This is a genomic window from Cellulomonas endometrii (assembly GCF_949769265.1).
Classification (GTDB): Bacteria; Actinomycetota; Actinomycetes; order Actinomycetales; family Cellulomonadaceae; genus Cellulomonas; species Cellulomonas endometrii.
In genome coordinates this window covers 100217-125000 of record NZ_CATKPC010000010.1, presented here as the reverse complement: position 1 = coordinate 125000, position 24784 = coordinate 100217, and the positions used below count along the sequence as shown (strand labels likewise).

Here is a 24784-nt window from a genome sequence, read left to right as displayed (position 1 = left end):
CCCGGCGCGGAACGCACCGGTGGCCCGGGCAGGCTCGCTGCCCGGGCCACCGTGGTGCGTGCGTCAGTTCTGGCTCGGGGACTCCACGACCAGGTCACCCGCGATGATCTGGGCCTTGAGGTCGTCGATCGCCGTCTTGACCTCGGCCGGGACGACCGAGTCGAAGTCGTGGAACGGCGCGATGCCGATGCCCTCGTTCTCGAGGGTGCCGACGTACGGGTCGGAGGAGAAGTTGCCCTCCGAGGCCTCCTTGACCGTGTCGTACACGGCCTGGCCGATCTCCTTCATGACCGAGGTCAGGACGATGCCGGAGTAGTCCGGAGCCGTCTCGAACCAGTCGGCGTCGACGCCGACGATGGAGACGTCACCGGCCTCCTGCGCGGCGGCGGCGGCACCCAGGCCGACCGGGCCGGCGACGGGCATGATGACGTCGGCGCCCTGGTCGATGAAGCCCTTGGCGATGTTCTGGCCGTTGGCCTGGTTCTCGAAGTCACCGGTGAAGGAACCCGTCTGGGCCTCCTTGTCCCAGCCGAGGACCGCGACGTTCGCGCCGTTGTCCTCGTTGAACTTCGCGACGCCGTCGACGAAGCCGTCCATGAAGATCGACACCGACGGGAGCTGGATGCCGCCGAAGGTGGCGACGGTGCCCGTGGCGGACGTCGCCGCGGCGGCGTAGCCGGCCAGGTACGCGGCCTCCTGCGTGTTGAACAGCAGCGGCTTGGCGTTGTCCAGGGTCACCGGGTTGAAGTCGGCGTCCGAGAACGAGGAGTCGATGAGGCCGAACTCGATGTCGGGGTTCGCCTCGGCCGCGGTCTGGATCGGGTCCTCGAGGAGGAAGCCGACGCCGATGATGAGGTTGCAGCCCTGGGAGACCAGCGAGTCGATGTTCGGGGTGAAGTCGGTCTCGGCCGTGGACTCGACCTTGACCTCCTCGATGCCCAGCTCCTCCGCGGCGCGGTCGAGGCCCTCGGCACCGGACTGGTTGAAGGACTTGTCCTCGAAACCGCCCGAGTCGGAGACCATGCAGGCCTTGAAGTCGGAGCCGCCGTCGGAACCGGCGTTGTCGTCCGACTCCTCCGGCGCGCTGCCGCAGGCGGCGAGGGCGAGCGCGACAGCCCCGCTGAGGGCGGCCACACGGATGATCTTCTTCACGCGACACTCCTGCTTCTCGTCGTCGACCGGTCCGGGTCGCCCGCCCGGGCCGCGCGCCTCGTTGCGCGCCGCACACGACGGTTCCGTCCGGTGTTCGCCACGAACCCTAGCCACGCGCAGGTGTCCGTCGTGTTACCGGGGGGTCGCCGAGGGCCTTCGTTACTCACTTGGAACATTCGCCCGGCCGGCGGACTCACCCGACCGGCCCAGCGGGCCACCCGTGTGCCGGTCAGACGCCCGTGGCGTCCCCCGACCGGGGGGTGCCGGCCAGCAGCGCCGCGCGGGCGAGCAGCGCCGCACCGGCGCCGATCGCGCGCTCGTCCACGACGAGGTCGCCCTGGTGGATGTCGTACGTCCGGCCGCCCGGCGTCCGCGTGCCCAGCCGGGCCATCGCGCCCGGCACCTTGGTCAGGTACCAGGCGAAGTCCTCGCCGCCGAGCGACTGCTCGGTCAGCTGCACGGAGTCCTCGCCGAGCACGTCCCGCGCGGCCGCCTCGAGCACCGCGGTCGCGCGCTCGTCGTTCTCGACCGGCGGCACGCCCCGCTGGTGCCGGACCTCGACCTCGACCCCGTAGGGCGCGACGACCTGCTCGACCGCCTCGTGCACGACCTGCGACGCGCGCTCCCAGGCCCGCACGTCGAGGCACCGCAGCGTCCCGCGCACCGAGCCGGACGCCGGGATCGCGTTGTGCGCGGAGCCCGCCTGCACGGCTCCCCACGTGAGGTTCACGCCGGAGCGCGGGTCCAGCCGGCGCCCGAGCACCGCGGGGACCTGCGTGATGACCTGGCCGAGCGCGTACACGACGTCACCGGTGAGGTGCGGGCGGGAGGTGTGGCCGCCCTGGCCGGTCACGATCACCGTGACCTCGTCGGACGCCGAGGTGATCGGGCCGATCCGGGTGCCGATGCGTCCGACGTCGACCTTCGGGTCGCAGTGCAGCGCGAAGATCCGGCCCACGCCATCGAGGGCGCCCTGGTTCAGCACGTCCAGCGCACCGCCCGGCTGCACCTCCTCGGCCGGCTGGAACACCAGCCGCACGCCGGTCTGCAGCGCCCCGGCGGCGTGCAGCTCAGCCAGGACCAGGCCGGCGCCGAGCAGCGCCGTGGTGTGCACGTCGTGGCCGCAGGCGTGCGCGACGCCGTGCACCGTCGAGGCGTAGGGCAGGCCGGTCGTCTCCTGCACGGGCAGGGCGTCGATGTCCGCGCGCAGCGCGATCCGGCGGCGGCCGGTCTCCACGGACGAGGGCCCGATGTCGCACGTGAGGCCGGTGCCCGCGAGCATCCGGGGCGCGAGCCCGGCCAGCCGCAGCCGGTCCGCGATCAGGTGGGTGGTGCGCTGCTCGGTGCGACCGAGCTCGGGGTGGGCGTGGATGTCGCGGCGGACCTCCACCAGCTCGGGCTGCAGGGTGTCCACGAGCTGGGTCACCCGGGTGGCGTCGACGATCACCCGACCGACCCTAGCCGTCCGCGCAGGCCGGGGCGCGTGCGCGTCAGAGCAGGTCGTCCCGGCCGCGCCCGCGCCAGCCGTCCACGGCCTGCTTGACCGCCTGCGCGTGCGCGCGGGTGGTGACGAGGAGCGCGTCGGGGGTGTCGACCACCACGGCGTCCGGCACGCCGAGCACCGTGACGGTCCGGCCGGCCGCGGGCACGACCACCGCTCCCCCGGCGTCGATCCGCTGCACGAGCGCCTCGTCCCCGAGCGTCCGGGCCCCGTCGACGCCGACCGGCGGCAGCAGGGTCCCGAGCGACGCGAAGTCGCCCACGTCGTCCCAGGTGAAGTCGCCGGGCACCACCGCGACGCCCCCCGCGGCGGCCACCGGCTCCGCGATGGCGTGGTCGATCGCGATCTTGGTCAGCCCGGGCCACACCTCGGTCAGCACCGCGTCCCGCCGCGCGGGGTCGTCCCACGCCGCCGCGATGGTGCGCAGGCCCGCGGCGAGCGGGGGAAGCTGCTCGGCGAGGTGGTCGAGCAGCACGCCCGCCTGCACGAGGAACATGCCGGCGTTCCACCGGTAGTCCCCGGTCGCGAGGTAGGCGGCCGCCGTCTCGGCGTCCGGCTTCTCCGTGAACCCCGCCACGTGGCGGGCGCTCGGGGCGCCCTCGACGCCGAGCGGCTCCGACGAGCGGACGTACCCGAACGCGGTGGACGGCGACGTCGCGGTGATGCCGATGGTGACGACGTACCCGGCGCGGGCCGCCTCGACGCCCTCGGTGACGGCCGACCAGAACTGCGGCAGGTCCTCGATGACCTGGTCCGCCGCGAAGGACCCCAGCACCACGTCGCGGCCGTGCCGCTCGGCGAGGATCGCCGCCGCGAGGCCGATCGCCGCCATGGAGTCGCGGGGCGACGGCTCCGCGACCACCTGACCGGGGCCGAGCTCGGGCAGCTGCGCGCCGACGGCCTCCGCGTGCCGGACGCCGGTGACCACCAGGACGCCGTCGCGGCCGGTGAGCGGCAGCAGCCGGTCGACCGTGCTCTGCAGGAGCGTGCGGCCGGTCCCGGTCAGGTCGTGCAGGAACTTCGGCGACCCCTGCCGGGACAGCGGCCACAGCCGGGTGCCGGCGCCGCCGGCGGGCACGACGGCGTGGAAGCCGGGGATCGGGCGCGGGGCGTTCACGGCGGCGGTCGCGGAGGAGGTCGCGGCAGGGGCGGGCATGGCGGCCAGGGTATCGGGACGAACCGGCACACACCGGGTCCCCGACGGGTGGAACTTCGACCAGGGACCTCGGTCCCGACCGGGGTGTGCGCTTGGTCACATCGGGGCGGATCGACACCCCCGCGGGCGGTGGCGCGGCGCACCATCACTACAGTTGTGTGACCGGACACAGCAGTCCCGCCCGAACTCGCCAGGAGGCCTCTCGTGCCCACTGCGCCTGCCGAACCCCGCAGCGTCGCCGCCCCCACGGCGAAGCGGATCCCCGGCGGCACCCTCTACCGCGGCCGTGAAGGCATGTGGTCCTGGGTCGCCCACCGGGTCACCGGCGTGCTCATCTTCTTCTTCCTGCTCGTGCACGTCCTGGACACCTCGCTCGTGCGGGTGTCGCCGGAGGCGTACAACGCCGTGATCGGCACCTACAAGAACCCGATCATGGGCCTCGGCGAGGCCGGGCTGGTCGCCGCCATCGTGTTCCACGCCTTCAACGGCGTCCGGATCATGCTGGTGGACTTCTGGTCCAAGGGCGCGAAGTACCAGCGCGTGATGCTCTGGGTCGTGCTCGGCCTGTTCGTCGTGACCATGGCGGGCTTCCTGCCGCGGCACCTCATGCACGTCTTCGGAGGCGAGTGATGACCTCGATCCCCGCCCCCCGCACGGCTGCCCCGCGCCCTGGGCGTCGCACGTCCCGCGGCAACTGGGAGCTCTACGGCTGGGTGTTCATGCGCGCGTCCGGCGTCGTGCTTCTCGTGCTGATCTTCGGGCACCTGTTCGTCAACCTCGTCGCGGGCGACGGCATCACCGCCATCGACTTCGGCTTCGTCGCCGGCAAGTGGGCGTCCCCGTTCTGGCAGGTCTGGGACCTGCTCATGCTCTGGCTCGCGATGATCCACGGCACCAACGGCGTGCGGACGATCATCAACGACTACGCCGAGCGCGACGGCACCCGCCTCGTCCTCAAGCTCGCGCTCTACACCGCGTTCGTCGTCGTGGTCGTGCTCGGCACCCTGGTGATCTTCACCTTCGACCCGTGCCCCGTGGACTCCCCGGCCGACCTGCTGCCGTCGTTCTGCACCGCCTGACACCCCCCACAGCCTTGGAGGCATCGACCCCGATGCAGACCCACCAGTTCGACGTCGTCATCGTCGGCGCCGGCGGCGCCGGGATGCGCGCCGCCCTCGAGTCGTCCGCCCGCACCCGCACGGCGGTCATCTCGAAGCTCTACCCGACCCGCTCGCACACCGGCGCGGCCCAGGGCGGCATGTGCGCCGCGCTCGGCAACGTCGAGGACGACAACCCCGAGTGGCACACCTTCGACACCGTCAAGGGCGGCGACTACCTGGTCGACCAGGACGCCGCGACGATCATGGCGAACGAGGCGATCGACGCCGTGCTCGACCTGGAGCGGATGGGCCTGCCGTTCAACCGCACGCCCGAGGGCCGGATCGACCAGCGCCGGTTCGGCGGCCACACCCGCAACCACGGCGAGGCCGCCGTGCGCCGGGCCTGCTACGCCGCGGACCGCACCGGCCACATGATCCTGCAGACCCTCTACCAGCAGTGCGTGAAGAACGAGGTCGCGTTCTTCAACGAGTTCTACGTGCTGGACCTGATCCTCACGCACGACCTCACCGCCCGCGAGGTCCCCGAGGGCGAGGACGTGGCCGTCTCGGGCGTCGTCGCCTACGAGCTGGCCACCGGTGAGATCCACGTGTTCCGCGCGAAGTCCGTGGTCCTGGCGACCGGCGGCGCCGGCAAGATCTACAAGACGACCTCGAACGCGCACACCCTGACCGGCGACGGCATGGCGCTCGCCTACCGCCGCGGCCTGCCGCTGGAGGACATGGAGTTCTTCCAGTTCCACCCGACCGGCCTCGCGGGCCTGGGCATCCTGCTCTCCGAGGCCGCGCGCGGCGAGGGCGGCATCCTCCGGAACGCCGACGGCGAGCGGTTCATGGAGCGGTACGCGCCCACGATCAAGGACCTCGCGCCGCGCGACATCGTCGCCCGGTCGATGGCGAACGAGGTGCGCGAGGGCCGCGGCGCCGGGCCGAACAAGGACTACGTCCTGCTCGACCTCACCCACCTGGACCCCGCGCACATCGACGCGAAGCTCCCGGACATCACCGAGTTCGCGCGCACCTACCTGGGCATCGAGCCGTACACCGAGCCCGTGCCGGTCTACCCGACCGCGCACTACGCCATGGGTGGCGTGCCGACCAACGTCGAGGCGGAGGTGCTGCGCGACACGAACCACGTCGTGAAGGGCCTGTACGCCGCAGGCGAGGTCGCGTGCGTCTCCGTGCACGGCTCCAACCGGCTCGGGACGAACTCGCTGCTCGACATCAACGTGTTCGGCAAGCGCGCCGGCATCTCCGCCGCCGAGTACGCGCGCACCGCGCCGTGGGTGGACCTTCCGGAGGCGCCGGAGGCCGCCGTGGTCGCGCAGCTCGAGAACATGCGGGAGCGTCCCCAGGGCGAGCGCGTCTCGGACGTCCGCCGCGAGCTGCAGCAGACGATGGACACCAACGCGCAGGTGTTCCGCACCGCGGAGTCCCTGCGTGAGGCCTTCCAGGACATCCAGGTCCTGCAGGAGCGCTACTCCCGCGTGTCGGTCCAGGACAAGGGCCGCGCGTTCAACACCGACCTGATCGAGGCGCTCGAGCTCGGCTTCCTGCTCGACATCGCCGAGACCGTCGTCGTCGGGGCGCTGAACCGCCGGGAGTCCCGCGGCGGGCACTTCCGCGAGGACTACCCCAAGCGTGACGACGAGTCGTTCATGGAGCACACGATGGCCTACCGCCGCGTGCCCGGCGTCCCGGTCGACTCCCCCGCCGGCTCCGCGCCGAAGGGCGAGGAGATCCCGGCGCCCGGCCCCGGCCGCCCGGCCGTCGTCCTGGGCACCAAGCCCGTCGTGACCACCGTGTACCAGCCGATGGAGCGGAAGTACTGATGACTGCTGTTCTGGACCGCGACGCGTCCGCGGAGCCGAAGGCCGGCGAGATCCCGTCGTTCGACGTGACGCTGAAGATCCGGCGCTACAAGCCGGAGACCCACGGCGACGAGCCGTTCTGGGAGGAGTTCACGGTCACCGCCCACGGCACCGACCGCCTCCTGGACGCCCTGCACAAGATCAAGTGGGAGCACGACGGGTCGCTGACGTTCCGCCGCTCCTGCGCGCACGGGGTCTGCGGGTCGGACGCCATGCGGATCAACGGGCGCAACCGGCTGGCGTGCAAGGCCCTGCTCAAGGACCTGAACCCCGACAAGCCGATCACCGTCGAGCCCATCAAGGGCCTGCCGGTCATCAAGGACCTCGTGGTCGACATGGAGCCGTTCTTCGCCTCCTACCGCGAGATCATGCCGTTCCTCATCACCACCGGCACCGAGCCGTCCCGCGAGCGGATCCAGTCCCCCGAGGAGCGCGCGCGGTTCGACGACACCACCAAGTGCATCCTGTGCGCCGCGTGCACGAGCTCCTGCCCGGTGTTCTGGACCGACGGGCAGTACTTCGGCCCCGCGGCGATCGTCAACGCGCACCGGTTCATCTTCGACAGCCGCGACGAGGGCGGGGCCCAGCGGCTCGAGATCCTCAACGACAAGGAGGGCGTCTGGCGCTGCCGGACCACCTTCAACTGCACCGAGGCGTGCCCCCGCGGCATCGAGGTCACCAAGGCGATCCAGGAGGTCAAGCGCGCGATGATCACCCGCGCGTTCTGACCCCCACGGACCCGATCGGCCGGCGCGCCGTACCCGTCGTGACGGGTGCGGCGCGTCGCCGTCGTCAGCGGCCGGGCACCTCGCGACGACCCGCCGGGGTCACCACCGGTGGGCCACGTCGACGACGAGGCGATCCGACGTGCCGGGCCCGTCGAGGAGGAACGCCCGGAACGGCAGGCGCGCACGCACGCCGAGCCCGAGCGACATGTAGCCCTCGAAGGTGCCGGCCCAGACGACCTGGCGGAACGTGCGGTACCCGGTGACGTCCCGGAGCTCGCGCCGGTCGGCCGGCGTGTACGTCGGCGCCCCGCTCGACGCGAACGCCGGGTTGCAGACGGTGATCTCCAGGGCCGCCCCGCCGCGCGTCGGGATGACGACGCCGGAGCCGTCGGCGGTCACCGCGGGGACGTAGCGGACGGTGTACCCGCGGGCGTCGCCGGCGATGTCGACCACGAGCCGGTCGAAGCAGGTGTGGCGGCCCGTGCGCACGTCGGTGACGGGTGCCAGGGACAGCCCGGCGACGCTCTTGTCGAGCGAGCCCCAGCGGATGCCGCAGTACGGCGTGGCCGCGCCGGCGGGCGACACGGGGACGAGCAGCAGGGAGCAGAGCAGCAGCACGAGCGCTGCCAGGCGTGACCGCCTCATCGCACGACCTCCTCGTCGCGCGGGCACCCGGACGATGTCCGACGGGTCCACGCTAGACCCGCCGCTCGCACCGCCCCGGGGCTGCGCTTGCGGGCGTCAGACGCCTGCGGGCTCCGGCTCCTGGTCGGCGCCCGCCTCATCCGCGGCCGGCGGGTCCGCCGTCCACGCGGCGGCGAGCAGCACGATGCGGGCGATGAGGTTCACCCAGATCAGCAGCGTGACGATGACGGCGAACGACTGCAGGACGGCGTTCTTCTCGGCTGCCCCGGCCACCACGGACGTCCCGAGCACGCGCACCACCCCGAGCCCGACGGCGGCGACCAGCATCCCCTGCCGCAGGTCCCGCCACTCCGGCGACTGCCCGGCCAGCACCACGACGATCAGCCAGAACGTGAGCGCGTCCACCAGGAACGCCACGGCGATGCCGGCCGCGCGCAGGACGATGCTCCCGACGGTGGACCCGTCCAGCCCGAGCACGTGGAGCGCCCAGTCGGCGGCGGTCGTCGTGGCGATGCTCAGGACCGCGGACAGGAGGATCGCCGCCCCGATGCCGGCGAACCCGCCGAGCTCCCGCAGCTTGCCGGCGACGAGGTTGCCGCCGCCGGCCTCGGGGTCGAACATCGCGCGGACCGCGGTGCGCAGGGCCGCCATCGCGGAGATGGCGCTGACGACGAGCACGACCAGCGCGACGACGCCGGCCACCCCGACGCCGGTGCTGAGCGTGAGCGTGTCCGGGTCGAGGATGCCGCTCGTGTCGTCGCCGCTGGTCTGCACGAGACCGGGCAGGTTCGCGTCGAGGGTCTCCAGCACCGTCTGCCGCAGGGCGTCGTTGCCGCCGAGCACCGCCATGAAGATCGTGTAGCCGATGGTGACGCCGGCGAACACGGAGAAGATCGTCGCGTAGGCGATCCCGCCGGTCAGGACCCCGCCGCCGGCCGAGCCGAACCGGGCGTTGGCCCGCGCGGCGCGGGTGTGCTGCCACCACGCGAGGAGGGCCTTGGCGCGGGCGACCAGCCCCGCGACCCCGGCGGGGTACACGCGGGCGCCGATGTCGGTGCGGTTGCCCGCGACCACGTCCTGCGTGCTGGCGGCGCGGGCGTGCGCGCGACCGGCGCCCTGCGGTTCGGCCGGGACTCCCATGCCGTGACCCTAGGAGCCCGGACCGTGCTCGGCATCCCGGCGCCCGCCGCGACCGGCCCGGCCGCGGCTCCGTCCGGCCAGGTCAGGCGGGCGCGGGCCGGGCCGGGGCGCCGTCGCCGGGCGTGCTCGCCCCGGTCAGCGGGAACGAGGCCATCGCGCGCCACATGCCGTCGTCGCCGTGCTCGTAGGCGTGGATCTCGGTGACGTCGAACCGGGCGTCGTACCCGGCGAGCTCCGTGAACGCCCGGTCCAGCGCGTCGTCCGGGACGTCGTGCGCGATGGTGACGTGCGGGTGGTAGTGGAACCGGAGCTCCTGCGCGAGCGGCCCCGACCGGACGCCGACCTCCAGCAGCTCGCACGCGGCGATGCCCTCGACCACCTGCACGAACACCACGGGCGACACCGGCCGGAACGTGGCCGTCCCCCGCAGGTGCACCGTGAACGGCGCGTGCTGCTCCGCGACGGCGCGCAGGTGCGCGGCCACGTCGTCCAGGGCGGAGACGGGCACGACGGTCGGGCCGAGCAGCGTGATGTGCGGCTGGATCAGGTCCGCCGCCGGGTCGCCGACGCGGGCGCGGGCGCCCTGGAGCTGGCCGGCGTACGGCTCGGGCACCGTGACCGCGACGCCGATCCGCATCTCCTCGCCGAACGGCCCGGTGGGGTTCATGCCGTCCTGCGGCGCGGCAGCAGCCCGAACCGGTCCGAGACCCGGTCGAGCGTGGCCTGCGCGATGCCTCGGGCGCGCTCGGCGCCGTCCTCGAGCACGGCGTCCAGCGACGCCGGGTCGGAGAGGTAGCCGTTCACGCGCTCCTGGAACGGGGTGAGGAAGTCCGTCACCACGTCGGCGAGGTCGACCTTGAGGTGCCCGTAGCCCCTGCCGTCGTAGTCGCCCACGATGTCGTCGATCTCCCGGCCCGTCAGCGCGGAGAAGATCGTCAGGAGGTTCGCGACGCCGGGCTGGTTCTCCCGGTCGTAGCGGACCTCGCCGACCGCGTCCGTGACGGCCGACCGGATGCGCTTGGCGACGGTCTTCGGCGGGTCGAGCAGCTCGATGATGCCGTTCGGGCTCGCGGCGGACTTGCTCATCTTCGCCGTCGGGTCCTGCAGGTCGTAGATCTTGGCTGTCGCCTTGACGATGTGCGGCTCCGGGACGACCGCCGTGCCGTCGCCGAACCGGGAGTTCAGCCGCTGGGCCAGGTCGCGGGTCAGCTCGAGGTGCTGCCGCTGGTCCTCCCCCACCGGGACCAGCGCCGTGTCGTACAGCAGGATGTCCGCGGCCATGAGGATCGGGTAGGTGAACAGCCCGACGGTCGTGCCCTCGGCGCCCTGCTTCGACGACTTGTCCTTGAACTGCGTCATCCGGCCGGCCTCGCCGAAGCCCGTCTGGCAGGACAGCAGCCACGACAGCTCCGCGTGCTCCGCGACGTGCGACTGCACGAACAGGATCGAGCGCTCCGGGTCCACGCCGGCCGCCAGGTACTGCGCCGCGGTGCGCCGGGTGCGCTCCCGCAGGGCGGCCGGGTCCGGCGCGACGGTCAGGGCGTGCAGGTCCACCACGCAGTACAGGGCGTCGTACGCGTCCTGCAGGGCGACCCACTGGGTCAGGGCCCCGAGGTAGTTGCCGAGGTGGAGGGAGTCGGAGGTGGGCTGCATCCCGGAGAAGATGCGGGGGCGGGCGGAGACCATGGGTCCATTCTGACGGTCGGGGGCGGCGGGCCCGGACGGGTGGTGTGCGAGGGGGCGCGGGCGAGGGGTCAGGTGGCCTCGTCGTCGAACGGCGCGGGGGCGTCCGGCTCGGGAGGGGCCGGCGCCGCGGCGCCGCGGGCGGCTCCGGCGCTCCCGGCGGCGGTGCGGGCGCGGGCCCCGGCGCGGGCCGGGGTGTCGTCGTCGAGCAGGGCGTCACGGACGATGCGCCGGGGGTCGTACTTCCGGGGGTCGAGCGCCTCCCAGTCGATGTCCTTGACGTCGTCGCCCAGCTCGTCGTCGACGCGGCGCTTCGCGTCCTGCAGGTAGTGCCGGGCCTGCTTGGTCAGGCGCGCGAGCTGCTCGGCGTACCGGGGCAGCCGCGAGGGTCCGATCACGATCACGGCGACGAGCAGGATCACGAGGAACTCGCCGCCGTTGATGTCGAACACCCGCCCAGGCTACCGCCCGGTGCCCGCGCGGCCCACCGGCTCCCGCGGGGCGCTCAGCCCTGCGCCGACTCGTCCAGGACCACCCGCACGTCGCGCTCCGAGCCGTCGGCCGCGCGGACCCGCAGCAGCACCGCGTCGCCCGGCGTGCGGGCCCGGATCGCGACCACGAGCTCGTCCGACGCGGTGACCGGCCGGCCGTCGATCGACAGGATGACGTCGCCCGCGCGGATGCCCGCGCGGTCCGCCGGACCGTCCGGGGTGACGGGCTGCTGCGCGCCCTGCGCCTGCGTCGCGACCTGGACGCCCTCGCCGGTGTACTCGCCGTCGAGGAGCACGCCGATCACGGGGTACGTCGCCGTGCCGGTCTCGATGAGCTGCTCGGCGGTGCGGCGCGCCTGGTTGGACGGGATGGCGAAGCCGAGGCCGATGCTGCCGCCGCTCGTGGCCGCCGTGCCGGGCGGCTGCGCGATCGCGGAGTTGATGCCCACGACCTCCCCGGCCGCGTTGACGAGCGGGCCGCCCGAGTTGCCGGGGTTGATCGCGGCGTCGGTCTGCAGCGCGTTGATGAAGGCGGTCGACTCCGTGCCGTCCCCGGCCGCGACCGGGCGGTTGCGGGCGCTCACGATGCCGGTGGTGACGGTCCCGGCGAGGCCGAGCGGCGCACCCACCGCGACGACCGGGTCGCCGACCTGGACCTGGTCGGAGTCGCCGAGCACGAGCGGCACCAGGCCCTCGACCTCGATCTTCAGCACGGCGAGGTCGTAGTCCGGGGTGCTGCCGACGATCGTCGCCGGCTCCTGGGAGCCGTCCGCGAGCAGCACCACGACGGTCGCGCCCGCGTCGCCCCCGCCCGCCACGACGTGGTGGTTGGTGAGGATGTAGCCGTCCTGGCGCAGCACCATGCCGGAGCCGGTCGAGGAGCCCGCGGCCGACGTGACCTCGATGGACACGACCGACGGCAGCACCTGCTCGGCGATGCCCGCGACGCTGTCCGGGGCGCGGTCGCCCGCGCCGGTGCCCACGGCGGCCGGCAGGCCCGCGTCGGCGAGCCGGTCGTCCGCGTTCTCCACCCGCGCACCGACGAGGCCCCCGAGCACCCCGGCGCCGAACGCCGCCACGACCAGGCCCGCGACCACGCCGAGCGGCACCCGGCGCCGGCGCCGCGGACGCAGGGCCGGCCCCGCGAACCCCGGCGGCAACCCGTCGGGAGACGGGGAGCCGGGCAGGACCGGCAGGACGGCGGGCGCCGGAGCGGCACCGGGCTCGGTCGGCAGCGGGGCGGGCGGCGCGGCGAACGGGTCGCGGGCGTCGCCGCCGGCGGGGCGCGCGGGGGGCGACACCGGCGCGGGGGCCCGTCCGGGTGCGGACCACGCCGGCGGGGGTGCCCACCCGGCGGGCGGCGCGGCGGGCGGCGGCGCGAACAGGTCCGGGGCGGCCGGTCCCGGCGCGGCGAACGGGTTCCGGGGCCGGCCGGCGTCCGGCCGGCCCTCGTGCGGCGCCGTCACGGGAGGTGCATCGCGGCGGTGAACGTGTCCCACCCGCGGGTCAGCCGGGCGGGCAGCCCGGAGTCGAACTCCCCGTCGGGGAACTGCGACACGACCGTCGCGACGTCCGGCCCGGCGTCGGCCGAGACGATCTCGATCACCGTGTCCCCCGACTGCCAGGCGGCGTGCCACGGAGCGCTGGAGAGCAGGTAGACGGTGCGGCCGTCGACGTCCAGCCGGTCGGCGGCCGTGAGCGCGGCGGCGTCCAGGCGCCCGTGCTGCTCGGTGACCACGACGTCCCCCGACGGTCCGGACAGGTCGACCTCCAGGGTCGCGCCGCCGTCCCGCAGCCGCACGGATGTCACGGACCAGTCGTCCGGCACCTCGGCGGGGCAGGTCCAGCCCTCCGCGCGCATCCAGTCCAGGTACTCCTCGGTCGACGCGCCCGCGGCGGGCTCCGCGCCGACGGACACGGGGACCGCGGACGCACCGGCGTCCCCGAGCAGCGACAGCGCCTCCGAGGACTCCGTGGCGGGCGCGACCGGCGGCCGGTCCCCGAGCAGGAACAGGCCGACCGCGACCATCCCGAGCCCGGTCAGCGACCCCACGGCCGCGCGCAGCCCGCGGCGTCCGTGCGCGCCGAACGGCTCGCGCGTCCCGATGAACCCACGGCCGCCGAGCACGCCACCGCCGAGCACGCTCCCGCCGAGCAGGCCGCGCGAGCCGAGCACGCCGGGCTGCTGGCCGAGCAGCGCCCGGCCGTCGCCGAACGCGGCGGAGGCCCCCCGCGCGCCGGACGGCGGCACGAACGGGTCCATCGGCCGCGCCGCCCGCGCGGCGGGTGCCCCCGGTGCGCCGTCGGGGCCGGCCGCGCCGCCCAGGGCGAGCAGCCGCGCGGTGAGGTCGCCGGCCGGCCGGACGTCGTCCACGTCGGACAGCACCCGGCGGGCCGCCCGCGCGGCGGCGAGGTCCGAGGCGCACCGGGGGCAGCAGGCGACGTGCGCGAGCGCCCGCTCGGCGGCGGCGGGCGCGAGCTGACCGTCGACGAGGGCGCTGACCCGGTCGCCGAGGTGGCCCGTCATCGGGCACCCGCCGGGGCGGACTGCGCTCTCGGTGCGGGGAGGCGGTGCTCCGTGGGGCCGCCCGCCTGCGTGGGTGCGCCGGGGTCCGCGGCCGCACGGACCGCCGCCGGGGCGCGGTGCTCGAGCGCGACGCGCAGCCGGGCGCGGGCCCGGTGGATGCGCGAGCGGACGGTGCCGAGCTTGATGCCGAGCGTGACCGCGATCTCCTCGTAGGAGAGCCCCTCGATGTCGCAGAGCACCACGGCGGCGCGGTACTCCGGCGGCAGCTCGTCGAGCGCGCGCTGGATGTCGACGTCGAGGTTGTCGTGCTCGAACGCGCGCTCCGGCCCGGCGCCCGTGGCCGGGTACCGGTCGCCGTCCTCGCCCATCGCGTCCATCCGGATGCGCTGGCGCCGACGGGCCTGGTCGAGGAACAGGTTCGTGGTGATGCGGTGCAGCCAGCCCTCGAACGTGCCCGGCGTGTACGTCGACAGCGAGCGGAACACCCGGACGAAGACCTCCTGCGTGAGGTCCTCGGCGTCGTGCCGGTTGCCCGTCAGCCGGTAGGCCAGTCGGTAGACGCGCGCGGAGTGCTCACGGACGATCGCCTCCCACGTCGGGGGCTGCCAGTCCGGGTCGGGCAACGGGGTCGCCATCCACGTCCTTCGGGTTCGGGGGCCGCGGGTGCGGCACACCAGTCATCCTCCCAGGACGCGGACCGCGGTGCGAACCTGCTCCGCCCCTGTTCACCCAGAACGGACACAGGACCGCTCCGGTTCCCACCCCGCCGGGACGCCGCGGGGCGCGCCCGGGCGCGTCGCGTCCCGCCACCGGCGACCGGCGGCCCCGCGCGCACTAGGCTGGCCTGCGCCGACACTCCCGCCCGCACGACGTCCCAGGAGGACACCATCGCCACCGACAAGGCCGCCAGCTGGGTCTACGCGGAGGGCTTCGCCCCCGAGGACGACACCCTGCTGCGCGCGCGGGACCGCGCCGGCGAGCTCGGCTGCACGGCGGTCGCGCCCGGCACCGGTGCGGCGCTTTCGGTCCTGGCCGCCGCGGTGCGCGCCCGCGCCGTGGTCGAGGTCGGCACCGGCGCGGGTGTCAGCGGCCTGCACCTGCTGCGGGGCATGCCGTCCGACGGCGTGCTGACCACCATCGACGTCGAGGTGGAGCACCAGCGGGCGGCCAAGCAGGCGTTCGCCGAGGAGGGCGTGCGGCCCGCGCGGACCCGGACGATCTCCGGCCGCGCGCTCGACGTGCTGCCGCGGCTGACCGACGGCGCGTACGACCTGGTGTTCGTGGACGCGGACATCGAGGGCTACCCGAGCTACGTCGACCAGGCGGTCCGGCTGCTGCGCCCCGGCGGGGTGCTGGCGGTGGACGACGCGCTGTGGCACGACCGGGTCGCGGACCCGGCGCGGCGCGACGAGGCCACGACGATCGTCCGGGAGACCGGCCGCCAGGTCCGCGAGGACGACCGGCTGCTCCCGGCGCTCCTCCCGGTCGGCGACGGCCTGCTGGTGGCCGTCCGCCGCTGACCCGCGCGCCGGGGTCGACGGGACGCCGGGGTCGACGGGACGCCGAGGTCGTCACTCGCGCACGAGGTCGTCCCGCAGGACTGACGACCTCGTCCCGTGATGACGACCTCGCGGCACGTGGCGGCGCGCGGCGGCACGTGCCGGCGCGCGGGCGCGCCGGGCGCGCCTGCCGCGTCAGCGCAGGGCGGTCAGGTAGCGCAGGAGCAGGCGCGCGCCGTAGCCCGTGGCGCCCTCGGTGACCTCGTGCTTGTCCGCCGTCGAGCGCGCGGGCCCGGCGATGTCGAGGTGCGCCCAGGTGCGGGTGCCCACGAACTCGCGCAGGAACAGCGCGGCGGTGATCGAGCCGCCGCCGTACTTCAGGTCCTGGGGGACGTGCCGGAGGTCGGCGACCGTGGACCGCACCGCGTCGGAGTAGTCCTCGACGAGCGGCATCGTCCAGACGGGCTCCCCCGACTCGGCGGCGGCCGTCTCGAGCGCGGCGGCGAGCCGGTCGTCGGTGGCGTACAGCGCGGCGTGCTGCTTGCCGAGCCCGAGGCTCGCGGCGCCGGTGAGCGTCGCGACGTCGAGCAGGACGTCGGGGTCGAGCGTCGCGTCGGCCCACGCGAGGGCGTCCCCGAGCACGAGCCGGCCCTCGGCGTCGGTGTTCGCGATCTCGACGGTCCGGCCGCCCCACATCCGCAGGACGTCGCCGGGCCGGTAGGACGAGGCGCCGAAGTGGTTCTCGGCCAGGGGCAGCACGGCGGTCACCCGGTGCGGCAGCTGCGCGGCGGCCGCGCCCAGCACGGTGGCGAGCGCGACGGCGGCGCCCGCCATGTCGGTCTTCATCGGCACCATCGACTCGCGCGGCTTGATGGAGATGCCGCCCGTGTCGTAGGTGATGCCCTTGCCGACGACCACGACGTGCCGCCCGCGGCGCGCACCTGCGTCCGGCTCGTACGACACGGTCACGAGGCGCGGGGGCGACGCGGAGCCCGCGCCGACGGCGAGGATCCCGCCGAAGCCCTGGGCGGCCAGCTCGCGGGGGCCGAGCACGTCGACCCGCACGCCGGCGGCACGCGCGAGGTCTCCCGCGCGGTCCGCCACCCACTCGGGGGTCTTGATGCTGGACGGGGTGTTCGCGAGGTCGCGGACCAGCCACGTGGCGGTCGCGCCGCGGACGGCGTCGTCGAGCGCCGCCTGGACGCGCACGCCCTCGCGCCCGACGACGAGGAGCTGCTCGGCGGGCTGCTCGGCGGCGCCGGGCTGCTGGCCGATGCGCTGCACGCGGTAGGCCGCGAGCAGGTAGCCCTCGGCGAACGCGCGCACCGACCGGGGGCCGTCCGAGCCGGGCTCGGTGGCGACGGTGGTGAGCACGCGGCGCAGCCCGCGGGTGGCACGGGCCAGGGCGGCTCCGGCGCGCCGGAGCTCGTCGGGGGTGCCGCCGCCCACGCCGACCAGCACGAGCCGGCGCGGCAGCCCGGACCAGGGCAGCGGGGTGCCCGCGCTGCCGACCGGCCGGGGCAGCAGCAGCGTCCACGCCTCGCCCGGGGCGCCTGTGAGCCCGGCACGCTCCGCGAGCTCGGCGAGGTCGATGCCGTACCGCGCGGCGGCGTCGGCGGTCCCGCGGCGGGGCTGCAGGTCGTCGTCCGCCTCGGCCGGCGGGGCGACCGGGACGGCCACCGCGTCGACGTCGGGCTCGAGCAGGAGCGGCGACGACGCGAGCGTGCCGGCGGCCAGGGCGACCGCCGGCACCGGCCGGCCGATGCGTACCTCGGGGTGCGTCAGGGAACGAGCCACGTCAGAGCGCGCCGTGCGCGTCAGGAGACGACGGAGGTGAGGGCCTCGCCCAGCTCCTGCGCCTCGGTCGCGTTGAGCTCGACGACGAGTCGGCCACCGCCCTCGAGCGGGACCCGCATGACGATGCCGCGGCCCTCCTTGGTCACCTCGAGCGGACCGTCACCAGTCCTCGGCTTCATCGCGGCCATGCGGGGCTCTCCTTCGCGTCGTAGCTGGGCGTCCGGGTGCCCGAGCCGCTGGTCCCGCGGGGGGCGGGGCGTGCGCGGGCGGGCGTCCGGGGCCCGGATGTCCGACGCTCAGTCTAGTTCACCCAGGCGACAGGGCGGGCCGTGTCCGGTGGTGAGGCTCACGGCGGCCAGCCCGACGGGGGCACCAGGCGCCAGATCCGCCACACCCACACCACCTGCAGCGCGAGCATGAGCACGACCACCGCGCCGGTCCACGCCCACCGGGCCCACCGCGGCCGGGTCACCACGCCGGCGGTCGCCGCGCCCAGCGGGAACGCGAGCACGAGGAACCGCGCCAGGCTGCTTCCGGGCTCGACCGCCGCCGCGAGGTAGAGCAGGTACGCCGCGGACCACGCGTGCAGCTCGCGGCCCAGCCGCCACGTCGACGGGGCGAGCAGGCACGCCAGCACGACCGCGGCCGCGGCGAGCACCACCAGCGGCGCGGCGTCGCCGAACCAGAACGCCGGCACGTAGGCCCAGCCCGCGAACGGCGCCGTCGTCCGCGCGCCGCGCCAGGCCTCCTGCGTCTGCAGGTACGCGTCCGGGACGCCGGTCACCCAGCCGCAGATCGCGATCCACGCGACCCCGGAGACCACCGCGGTGACCGCGAGCGCCCCGATCCCGGCGAGCTCCCGGCCCGGCGGCCGCTCCCCCTGCCGCCGCCACTCCCGCAGCCGCACCAGCGCGTGCACGACCACGACGACCGCCATCGGCAGCGCGACCGCGCGCGTGAACCCGAGCGCGAGCACGGCGGCGCACGCCCAGCCGTACCGGCCCGTGACGATCGCCAGGAGCGAGGCCGCGACGAGCAGCAGCGCGAGCGCCTCGGTGTAGCCGACCTGCAGCACGACCGACGTCGGGAAGACGCTGACCAGGAGCACGGTCGCCAGCGGCAGCCCCGGGCGGGCGGCGACCGCGCGGGGCGCGCCGCGCACCACGGTCCGGTGCACCAGCAGCACCGCTCCGGCGCCGGCCAGCAGCGACACCGTCGGCGCGAGCAGCGCCCAGGAGCCCCCGGTGAGCGTCATCAGGCCGCGGACCAGGAGCGGGTACAGCGGGAAGAACGCCCACTCGTTCTGCTGGACGAGGCCGTCGGCCCCGACGGGGAGCGCGGCCGGGTAGCCGCCCTCGGCGATCCGCCGGTACCAGGTGGCGTCCCACATCAGGCCCGTGTACTCGGCGTACCCGGGGGACGCCCCCGTCCAGCCGTTCGCGGCCTGGTGCCGGGCGACGACGAGCAGCAGCACGGCGGAGAAGGCGCGCGCCACCGCGTACACCGCGAGCGCCTGTCCCCACCACGGCCACGACCGCGGGTCGAGGGGGCGCGGGCGCGCGTGGAGGCCCCGCCCCGGGGAGGGTGCCGTCACGCCAGCCCTCGGACCGCGCGGGCGGGAGGGAGGTCGCCGCGCAGGGCCGCCACCATGTCGACGGTCCGGCGGGTCGCCCGCACGTCGTGCGCGCGGAACACCCGGGCGCCGAGCCACGCGGCGACCGACGTCGCCGCCAGGGTGCCCTCCAGGCGGTCCTCGGGCGGCAGGTCCAGGGTCTCGCCGACGAAGTCCTTGCGGGACAGCGCGACCAGCACCGGGTGGCCGAGCGCGGTGAGCGCCGCGGTGCGCCGGACCAGGTGCAGCGAGTGCCAGGTGCTCTTGCCGAAGTCGTGCGTGGGGTCGACGAGCACGCTCGACGGGTGCACGCCCAGGCCGACCGCGCGCCCGGCGGCCGCCCGGAGGGTCGCGAGCACGTCGTCCAGCACGCCGTCGCGCGGGTCCGTGCCCGCGGGGGCGTCGTCCCGCAGGGGGTACGACACGCGCAGCGGGTCGGTGCGGGGCGGCAGCCCGCCGGTGTGCGAGCACACGACGCCGAGCCCGCGCTCCGCGGCGACCTCCACCAGCGCCGGGTCGTGCCCGGCCCACGTGTCGTTGAGCAGGTCGGCGCCCGCGTCGGCGGCGGCGCGGGCGACCCCCGCCCGCCACGTGTCGACGCTCACCAGCAGGTCCGGGTGCCGCCGCCGGACCCGCTCGACCAGGGGCACGACGCGCGCGATCTCCTCCGCGACGTCCACGGCCGGCCCGCGGCCGGCGCGCACCCCGCCGAGGTCGACCAGGTCGGCGCCCTCCTCCTCCGCGCGGGCGACCGCCGCGTCGGCGCCGGCGTCGTCGTACCGCGCGGCGGCGTAGAACGAGTCGGGCGTGCGGTTCACCACCGCCATGACGACGGGCCGGCCGGGGCCGAACCAGCGGCCGCGCAGCAGCAGCGGCGCCCCCGCGGCGGGCACCCCCGCCGACGGCACCCCCGCCGACGGCACCCCGGCGGGAGGCGGGCCCTGGGGATCGGCTCCGCTCACCCGCGCCCCTCGGCCGCGGCCTCCGCGTCCACCTCCGCCTCGGACTCCTCCTGGGCGCGCGCCGCCGCCTCGGCCGCGGCCTGCTCCGCGGCGCGGATCTCGGCGCCGCGGTCCTGCACGATCCGGACGGCCTCGTCGGGGTCGTCGACCAGCTGGAGCAGGTCCAGGTCGGCCTCGCGGATCATGCCGCGCTCCAGCACGGGCCCCCGCAGCCAGTCGACCATGCCCTGCCAGTAGTCCGAGCCCACCAGGACGATCGGGAACTCGGTGACCTTGTGCGTCTGCACCAGGGTGAGCGCCTCGAAGAGCTCGTCGAACGTGCCGAAGCCGCCGGGCAGCACGATGAATCCCTCGGCGTACTTCACGAACATCGTCTTGCGCGCGAAGAAGTACCGGAAGTTGACGCCCAGGTCGACCCACGGGTTCATGCCCTGCTCGAACGGCAGCTCGATCCCGAGCCCGACGGACAGGCCGCCCGCCTCGGTCGCGCCCTTGTTCGCCGCGGACATGATGCCGGGCCCGCCGCCGGTGATCACCGCGTACCCCGCCTCGGCCAGCCGCCGGCCGACGGCCTCGCCGAGCGCGAAGTCCGGGTGCTCGGGCAGGGTCCGCGCGGAGCCGAAGACGCTCACGGCCGGGCCGAGCTCGGCGAGCGCGCCGAAGCCCTCCACGAACTCGCTCTGGATCCGCATGACCCGCCACGGGTCGCCGTGGAGCCAGTCCGCGCCGTCGCCGCCGCGCAGCAGGCGCTGGTCGCTGGTGGTCGCGGGGATCTGCCCGCGCCGCAGCAGGACCGGGCCCTTGCGGTAGCCGGAGCCGGGGGCGGGAACGCCGTCGTCACTCATGGGAGCCGACTCTACGGAGTCCCGGCGCGCGCCGCGCCGGACCGGGAGGACACCGGGCGGACGGCGGGTGAACCGCCGGTGACCGCCGCCCTCAGGCCGTCAGCCACGCCCGGAGCGCGTCGTGGCAGAGCTGGAGCTGCGCGACCGGCAGGTGCTCGTCGTCCTTGTGCGCGAGCAGCGGGTCCCCGGGGCCGAAGTTGACCGCCGGGACGCCGAGCTCCGAGAAGCGCGCCACGTCGGTCCAGCCGTACTTCGGGGCGGGCGCGCCGCCGGTGACGCCGAGCACGGCGGCCGCGAACTCCGCCGCGGCGGGGTCGTCCAGGCCCGGCCGGGCGCCCGCCGCGGAGTCCGTGACGACGACGTCGTACCCGCCCAGCAGGTCGCGGACGTGCTCGGCGGCCTCCTCGACGCTCCGCGACGGCGCGAACCGGTAGTTGACGGTGACGACGCAGCGGTCCGGGATGACGTTCGTCGCGACGCCGCCCTCGATCAGCACGGCGTTCAGGCCCTCGCGGTAGACCAGGCCGTCGACCTCGACGGCGGCCGGCTCGTAGGCCGCCAGGCGCGCGAGCACCGGCGCGGCGGCGTGGATCGCGTTGACGCCCGTCCAGGCGCGGGCGGAGTGCGCCGCGACGCCCGGCACCCGGACCTGCGCGCGCAGCGTGCCGTTGCAGCCGCCCTCGAGCCCCGCGTCGGTCGGCTCGCACAGCACCGCGAAGTCGGCGGCCAGCCAGTCCGGGTGCTCCCGCGCGATCCGGCCGAGGCCGTTCAGCGCGGCGTCGACCTCCTCGTGGTCGTAGAACACCCAGGTGACGTCGCGGGTCGGCTCGGACAGCGCGGCCGCGAGCGCCAGCTGCACCGCCACGCCGCCCTTCATGTCGACCGTGCCACGGCCCCAGAGGACCGCGTCGTCCCCCGTGCCCTCCAGCCGGGTGGGCAGGTTGCCGGCGACCGGCACGGTGTCGATGTGCCCCGCGACGACCACCCGCGAGGCCCGGCCGAGCCGCGTCCGGGCGACCACGGCGTCCCCGTCGCGCAGCACCTCCAGGTGCGGGTACGCGCGCAGCGCCTGCTCGATCGCGTCGGCCAGCGCGCGCTCGTCCCCGCTCACCGACGCGAGGTCGCAGAGGCGCGCCGTGAGCGTCGTCAGGTCGGTGGTCAGGTCGAGCGGGGTGGTGGTCGTCACGCCCGCGACCCTATCGCCGGGCGGTCGCCGGCCCTCCCCGGGCCCCTAGGCTGGACGGCATGAGCGACCGCACCGCCTGGGGCTGGGGCCTGGCCACCGTGACCACCGCACGCGACTCCGGCACCCCCGGCACCCTGCTGGACGCCTGGTACCCGCAGCCCGCCCTCGGCGCCCCGCCCGCCGACGCGCCCTGCCCGGACGACCTCGCCGCCCTGGCGCGGGCCGACGAGGCGCGGGGCGTGCGCACCGAGGCGGTGCTGACCGTCGTGGACCTGGACGCCGCGCCCGACGGCACCGCGGACGCCTACCTGCGGCTGCACCTGCTGTCGCACCGGCTGGTGCGGCCCAACTCCCTCAACCTCGACGGCATCTTCGCCGCGCTGCCGAACGTCGTGTGGACCGACCTCGGGCCCTGCGCGGTCGAGGGCTTCGAGACCACCCGCGCCCGCCTGCGGGCGGCGACCGGCCGGCCCGTCACCGTGTACGGCGTCGACAAGTTCCCGCGGATGGTCGACTACGTGCTGCCCGAGGGCGTCCGGATCGCCGACGCGGACCGCGTGCGGCTCGGCGCGCACCTCGCGGCCGGCACCACGGTCATGCACGAGGGGTTCGTGAACTTCAACGCCGGCACCCTCGGCGTCTCGATGGTCGAGGGGCGCATCTCCCAGGGCGTCGTGGTCGGCGAGGGCAGCGACATCGGCGGCGGCGCGTCGATCATGGGCACCCTGTCGGGCGGCGGACGCGAGCGCGTGTCGATCGGGCAGCGGTCGCTGCTGGGCGCGAACGCCGGGCTCGGCATCCCGCTCGGCGACGACTGCGTGGTCGAGGCAGGCCTGTACCTGACCGCCGGCACCAAGGTGACGCTGGCCGGCGAGACCGGCCCCGACGGCGCCCCGCGCGTGGTCAAGGCCCGCGAGCTCGCCGGCGCCGACGGCATCCTGTTCCGGCGCAACTCCCTGACCGGCGGCGTGGAGGCGGTCGGCCGCTCCGGCACCGGCATCACGCTGAACGCGGCGCTGCACGCGAACTGACGCCGTGCCGCGCCCGCCGCGCCCGCCCCGCCGCAGCACCGCCTCCCGGCTGGGGTGCGCCGCGCTGACCGCGGTCGTCGTGCTCGCCGGGGCGGTCGGCGCGGTCGTCTGGTTCCTGGACGGGTCCTCGCCCGCGGCCGCGTCCCGCACCTGCACCGCGAGCGCGGACGGCACCGCGTGGGAGCTGTCCGCGGACCAGGCCGACAACGCCGCGCTGATCGCCGCGACCTCGATGCACCGGGGACTGCCCGCGCGGGCCGCGACGATCGGGCTGGCGACGGCCCTGCAGGAGTCGCGGCTGATCAACATCGACTACGGGGACCGGGACTCGATCGGGCTGTTCCAGCAGCGCCCGTCGCAGGGCTGGGGCACCGTCGAGCAGATCATGGACCCGCTGTACTCGACCACCCGGTTCTACGACGGCCTGGTCCGGGTGCCGGGGTACGCCGACCTGCCCGTCACCGAGGCCGCCCAGGCGGTGCAGCGGTCCGGCTTCCCCGACGCGTACGCGCAGCACGAGGGCCGGTCCCGCGCCTGGGCGTCCGCCCTCACCGGCTGGTCGGCCGCCGCGCTGGACTGCGACCTCGACCCCGCCACCGGCCCGGCCGACGCGGACGCCGTGTCCGCGCGCGTGCAGCGGGACTTCGCCGGCACCGTGACCGCCGCGGTGGACGCGTCGGCCGCGCAGGGCGACGGGCTGGTCGTGGCCCTGGACGCCGCCGCGCTCACCGGTGCGTCCGGCGGCGACCCCGTCCGGTCGGGCTGGGCGGTCGCGCAGTGGGCGGTCGCGGCCGCGGAGGCGCTCGACGTCGTGGCCGTGGACGTCGCGGGCAGCCGCTGGGAGCGCGGCACGCCCGGCTGGCAGGCGGCCGACGCCGCGGGCGCCACCGACGCCGCCGACACCGTCACCCTCACGCTCGCGCGCTGACCGGCCGCGGCGCGGGGAGCCGCCTCAGCGCAGCGCCGCGAACGCCGTGATCTCCTCCCGCAGCAGCTCGGCCATCTCCGCCAGGCCCGCGCCGTCTCCCCCGCCGGCCGCGGCCGCAACCGCGTCGACCTGGGTGGACATGCCCGCGACGATCTCGTCGATCCGCCCGAGCGCCCTGCCGGCCTCGTCCGCGGCGACCTGCGCCGCGACCACCTGCCGCGCGATGTCGTCCGAGCGCGCCGCGGAGTCGTCCGCCAGCGTCCGGACCTCCTCCGCGACGACCGCGAAGCCCCGGCCGGACTCGCCCGCGCGCGCCGCCTCGATGGCCGCGTTCAGGGCGAGCAGGCGCGTCCGGCTGGCGACGGCCTTCACCAGGCCGGTGGCCTCCTCGATCTGCGCGGACGTGTCGGTGAGACCGCGGACGGTCGCCCGGGACGCCTGCGCGGCCGCCGTGGCGGACTCCGCCGCCGCAGCCAGGGCCGCCGCAGCGGACGCCAGGCCCTGTGCGGAGTCCGCCACGCGCGCGGCGACCCGCACCATCCGCTCGGCCAGGTCCGCCCGCTCGCGCTGGTCCCGCGCCGTCCGGCGGGCGGCGTCCTCCAGGCCCGCGCGGGCCGCGTCGATCTGCACGGCGCCGTCCCGGAACGCACCCGGCATGCCGCGGCGCAGGAACCGGCGGTGGAACCGGCCCTCGCCGGCCGCCGTCAGGGACGCGCGCGACTCGCGGACGTAGGCGTCGACCAGGTCGGCGACCCGGTTGAGCGCGACGCGGGCGCGCTGGACGGACTCGCCGCCCGGGAGCGCGGGCAGCCGGTCCTCCAGGTCGCCCGCCGCCAGCCGGTCGCAGAAGGCGGCGATCCGGTCGAGCGCCTGCTCGGTGGCGTGGTCCACGGCGGGCGCGGCCGCTGCCGC

General features: G+C 75.6%; 25 protein-coding genes. 7 read left to right on the top strand and 18 right to left on the bottom strand.

The window, feature by feature from the left end:
• Positions 1-63: 63 nt before the first annotated feature.
• The 3 genes from QNH85_RS12400 to QNH85_RS12390 all read right to left on the bottom strand — a co-directional run bounded on the left by QNH85_RS12400 (position 64) and on the right by QNH85_RS12390 (position 3809).
• The gene (locus QNH85_RS12400) at positions 64-1152 is read right to left on the bottom strand and encodes a BMP family lipoprotein (protein ID WP_282946863.1); all 1089 of its coding nucleotides are present in this window, start codon (positions 1150-1152) and stop codon (positions 64-66) included.
• Positions 1153-1381: 229 nt separating this feature from the next.
• A complete protein-coding gene (locus QNH85_RS12395) occupies positions 1382-2599 on the bottom strand; it encodes an amidohydrolase (RefSeq protein ID WP_282946862.1) in 1218 nt (405 codons plus the stop codon).
• Positions 2600-2642: 43 nt separating this feature from the next.
• Positions 2643-3809 carry a mannose-1-phosphate guanylyltransferase gene (locus tag QNH85_RS12390; RefSeq protein WP_282946861.1) on the bottom strand — a complete coding sequence of 389 codons (1167 nt, stop codon included), beginning with the start codon at positions 3807-3809 and terminating at the stop codon, positions 2643-2645.
• 258 nt (positions 3810-4067) lie between these two features.
• Here QNH85_RS12390 and sdhC point away from each other — a divergent pair, with 258 nt between their 5' ends.
• Genes sdhC through QNH85_RS12370 form a run of 4 tightly spaced genes read left to right on the top strand, consistent with a single transcriptional unit; the run spans position 4068 to position 7526 of the window.
• Positions 4068-4439 (top strand): succinate dehydrogenase, cytochrome b556 subunit, encoded by a 372-nt coding sequence (sdhC, locus tag QNH85_RS12385; RefSeq protein ID WP_346016320.1) that lies wholly within the window; start codon positions 4068-4070, stop codon positions 4437-4439.
• The gene (locus QNH85_RS12380) at positions 4439-4888 is read left to right on the top strand and encodes a succinate dehydrogenase hydrophobic membrane anchor subunit (RefSeq protein WP_282946860.1); all 450 of its coding nucleotides are present in this window, start codon (positions 4439-4441) and stop codon (positions 4886-4888) included. Before sdhC ends, QNH85_RS12380 begins: the two co-directional genes overlap by 1 nt.
• A 32-nt stretch (positions 4889-4920) precedes the next feature.
• Positions 4921-6759: a succinate dehydrogenase flavoprotein subunit gene (gene sdhA, locus QNH85_RS12375; protein WP_282946859.1), complete on the top strand. Its 1839-nt coding sequence runs from the start codon at positions 4921-4923 to the stop codon at positions 6757-6759.
• Positions 6759-7526: a succinate dehydrogenase iron-sulfur subunit gene (locus QNH85_RS12370; RefSeq protein WP_213281558.1), complete on the top strand. Its 768-nt coding sequence runs from the start codon at positions 6759-6761 to the stop codon at positions 7524-7526. Before sdhA ends, QNH85_RS12370 begins: the two co-directional genes overlap by 1 nt.
• Positions 7527-7625: 99 nt before the next feature.
• On the opposite strand, the gene QNH85_RS12365 is transcribed toward QNH85_RS12370, so the two are convergent.
• From QNH85_RS12365 to sigE, 8 genes are all read right to left on the bottom strand, one after another.
• Positions 7626-8171: an AMIN-like domain-containing (lipo)protein gene (locus tag QNH85_RS12365; RefSeq protein WP_282946858.1), complete on the bottom strand. Its 546-nt coding sequence runs from the start codon at positions 8169-8171 to the stop codon at positions 7626-7628.
• Positions 8172-8267: 96 nt separating this feature from the next.
• Positions 8268-9311 (bottom strand): YihY/virulence factor BrkB family protein, encoded by a 1044-nt coding sequence (locus QNH85_RS12360; RefSeq protein ID WP_282946857.1) that lies wholly within the window; start codon positions 9309-9311, stop codon positions 8268-8270.
• Positions 9312-9393: 82 nt separating this feature from the next.
• Complete coding sequence (locus QNH85_RS12355) at positions 9394-9978, bottom strand: 2'-5' RNA ligase family protein (RefSeq protein ID WP_282946856.1); 585 nt, start codon at positions 9976-9978, stop codon at positions 9394-9396.
• Entirely contained in the window at positions 9975-10997 is a 1023-nt protein-coding gene (gene trpS / locus QNH85_RS12350; RefSeq protein WP_282946855.1) for a tryptophan--tRNA ligase, read from the bottom strand. Before trpS ends, QNH85_RS12355 begins: the two co-directional genes overlap by 4 nt.
• A 68-nt stretch (positions 10998-11065) precedes the next feature.
• Positions 11066-11446 carry a twin-arginine translocase TatA/TatE family subunit gene (locus tag QNH85_RS12345; RefSeq protein WP_282946854.1) on the bottom strand — a complete coding sequence of 127 codons (381 nt, stop codon included), beginning with the start codon at positions 11444-11446 and terminating at the stop codon, positions 11066-11068.
• 53 nt (positions 11447-11499) lie between these two features.
• Positions 11500-12951, bottom strand: coding sequence for a S1C family serine protease (locus QNH85_RS12340; RefSeq protein WP_282946853.1), 1452 nt, complete (start codon positions 12949-12951; stop codon positions 11500-11502).
• Positions 12948-14012: a zf-HC2 domain-containing protein gene (locus tag QNH85_RS12335; protein ID WP_282946852.1), complete on the bottom strand. Its 1065-nt coding sequence runs from the start codon at positions 14010-14012 to the stop codon at positions 12948-12950. Before QNH85_RS12335 ends, QNH85_RS12340 begins: the two co-directional genes overlap by 4 nt.
• Positions 14009-14647 carry an RNA polymerase sigma factor SigE gene (gene sigE / locus QNH85_RS12330; RefSeq protein ID WP_282946851.1) on the bottom strand — a complete coding sequence of 213 codons (639 nt, stop codon included), beginning with the start codon at positions 14645-14647 and terminating at the stop codon, positions 14009-14011. The genes QNH85_RS12335 and sigE overlap by 4 nt, the downstream gene beginning before the upstream one ends.
• 252 nt (positions 14648-14899) lie before the next feature.
• On the opposite strand from sigE, the gene QNH85_RS12325 reads away from it, so the two are divergent.
• Entirely contained in the window at positions 14900-15532 is a 633-nt protein-coding gene (locus QNH85_RS12325; protein ID WP_282946900.1) for an O-methyltransferase, read from the top strand.
• 174 nt (positions 15533-15706) lie between these two features.
• Here QNH85_RS12325 and QNH85_RS12320 read toward each other — a convergent pair whose 3' ends face one another.
• The 6 genes from QNH85_RS12320 to dapE form a co-directional block, all read right to left on the bottom strand.
• The gene (locus tag QNH85_RS12320; protein WP_282946850.1) at positions 15707-17308 is read right to left on the bottom strand and encodes a leucyl aminopeptidase family protein; all 1602 of its coding nucleotides are present in this window, start codon (positions 17306-17308) and stop codon (positions 15707-15709) included.
• 20 nt (positions 17309-17328) lie between these two features.
• Complete coding sequence (locus tag QNH85_RS12315) at positions 17329-17496, bottom strand: DUF3117 domain-containing protein (protein WP_082812748.1); 168 nt, start codon at positions 17494-17496, stop codon at positions 17329-17331.
• A 158-nt stretch (positions 17497-17654) separates the two neighbouring features.
• On the bottom strand, positions 17655-18902 hold the full coding sequence (locus QNH85_RS12310; protein ID WP_282946846.1) for a hypothetical protein: 1248 nt from the start codon (positions 18900-18902) through the stop codon (positions 17655-17657).
• A complete protein-coding gene (gene folP, locus QNH85_RS12305; protein WP_428830400.1) occupies positions 18899-19882 on the bottom strand; it encodes a dihydropteroate synthase in 984 nt (327 codons plus the stop codon). Before folP ends, QNH85_RS12310 begins: the two co-directional genes overlap by 4 nt.
• On the bottom strand, positions 19879-20727 hold the full coding sequence (locus QNH85_RS12300; RefSeq protein WP_213283093.1) for an LOG family protein: 849 nt from the start codon (positions 20725-20727) through the stop codon (positions 19879-19881). Before QNH85_RS12300 ends, folP begins: the two co-directional genes overlap by 4 nt.
• Before the next feature lie 91 nt (positions 20728-20818).
• On the bottom strand, positions 20819-21913 hold the full coding sequence (gene dapE / locus QNH85_RS12295; RefSeq protein ID WP_282946844.1) for a succinyl-diaminopimelate desuccinylase: 1095 nt from the start codon (positions 21911-21913) through the stop codon (positions 20819-20821).
• A gap of 59 nt (positions 21914-21972) precedes the next feature.
• Between dapE and dapD the strand changes: the two genes are divergently transcribed.
• Positions 21973-22944, top strand: coding sequence for a 2,3,4,5-tetrahydropyridine-2,6-dicarboxylate N-succinyltransferase (gene dapD, locus QNH85_RS12290; protein WP_282946842.1), 972 nt, complete (start codon positions 21973-21975; stop codon positions 22942-22944).
• A gap of 4 nt (positions 22945-22948) precedes the next feature.
• A complete protein-coding gene (locus QNH85_RS12285; protein ID WP_282946841.1) occupies positions 22949-23872 on the top strand; it encodes a hypothetical protein in 924 nt (307 codons plus the stop codon).
• 24 nt (positions 23873-23896) lie between these two features.
• On the opposite strand, the gene QNH85_RS12280 is transcribed toward QNH85_RS12285, so the two are convergent.
• Positions 23897-24763 (bottom strand): methyl-accepting chemotaxis protein, encoded by an 867-nt coding sequence (locus tag QNH85_RS12280; RefSeq protein WP_282946839.1) that lies wholly within the window; start codon positions 24761-24763, stop codon positions 23897-23899.
• Between the last annotated feature and the right edge of the window lie 21 nt (positions 24764-24784).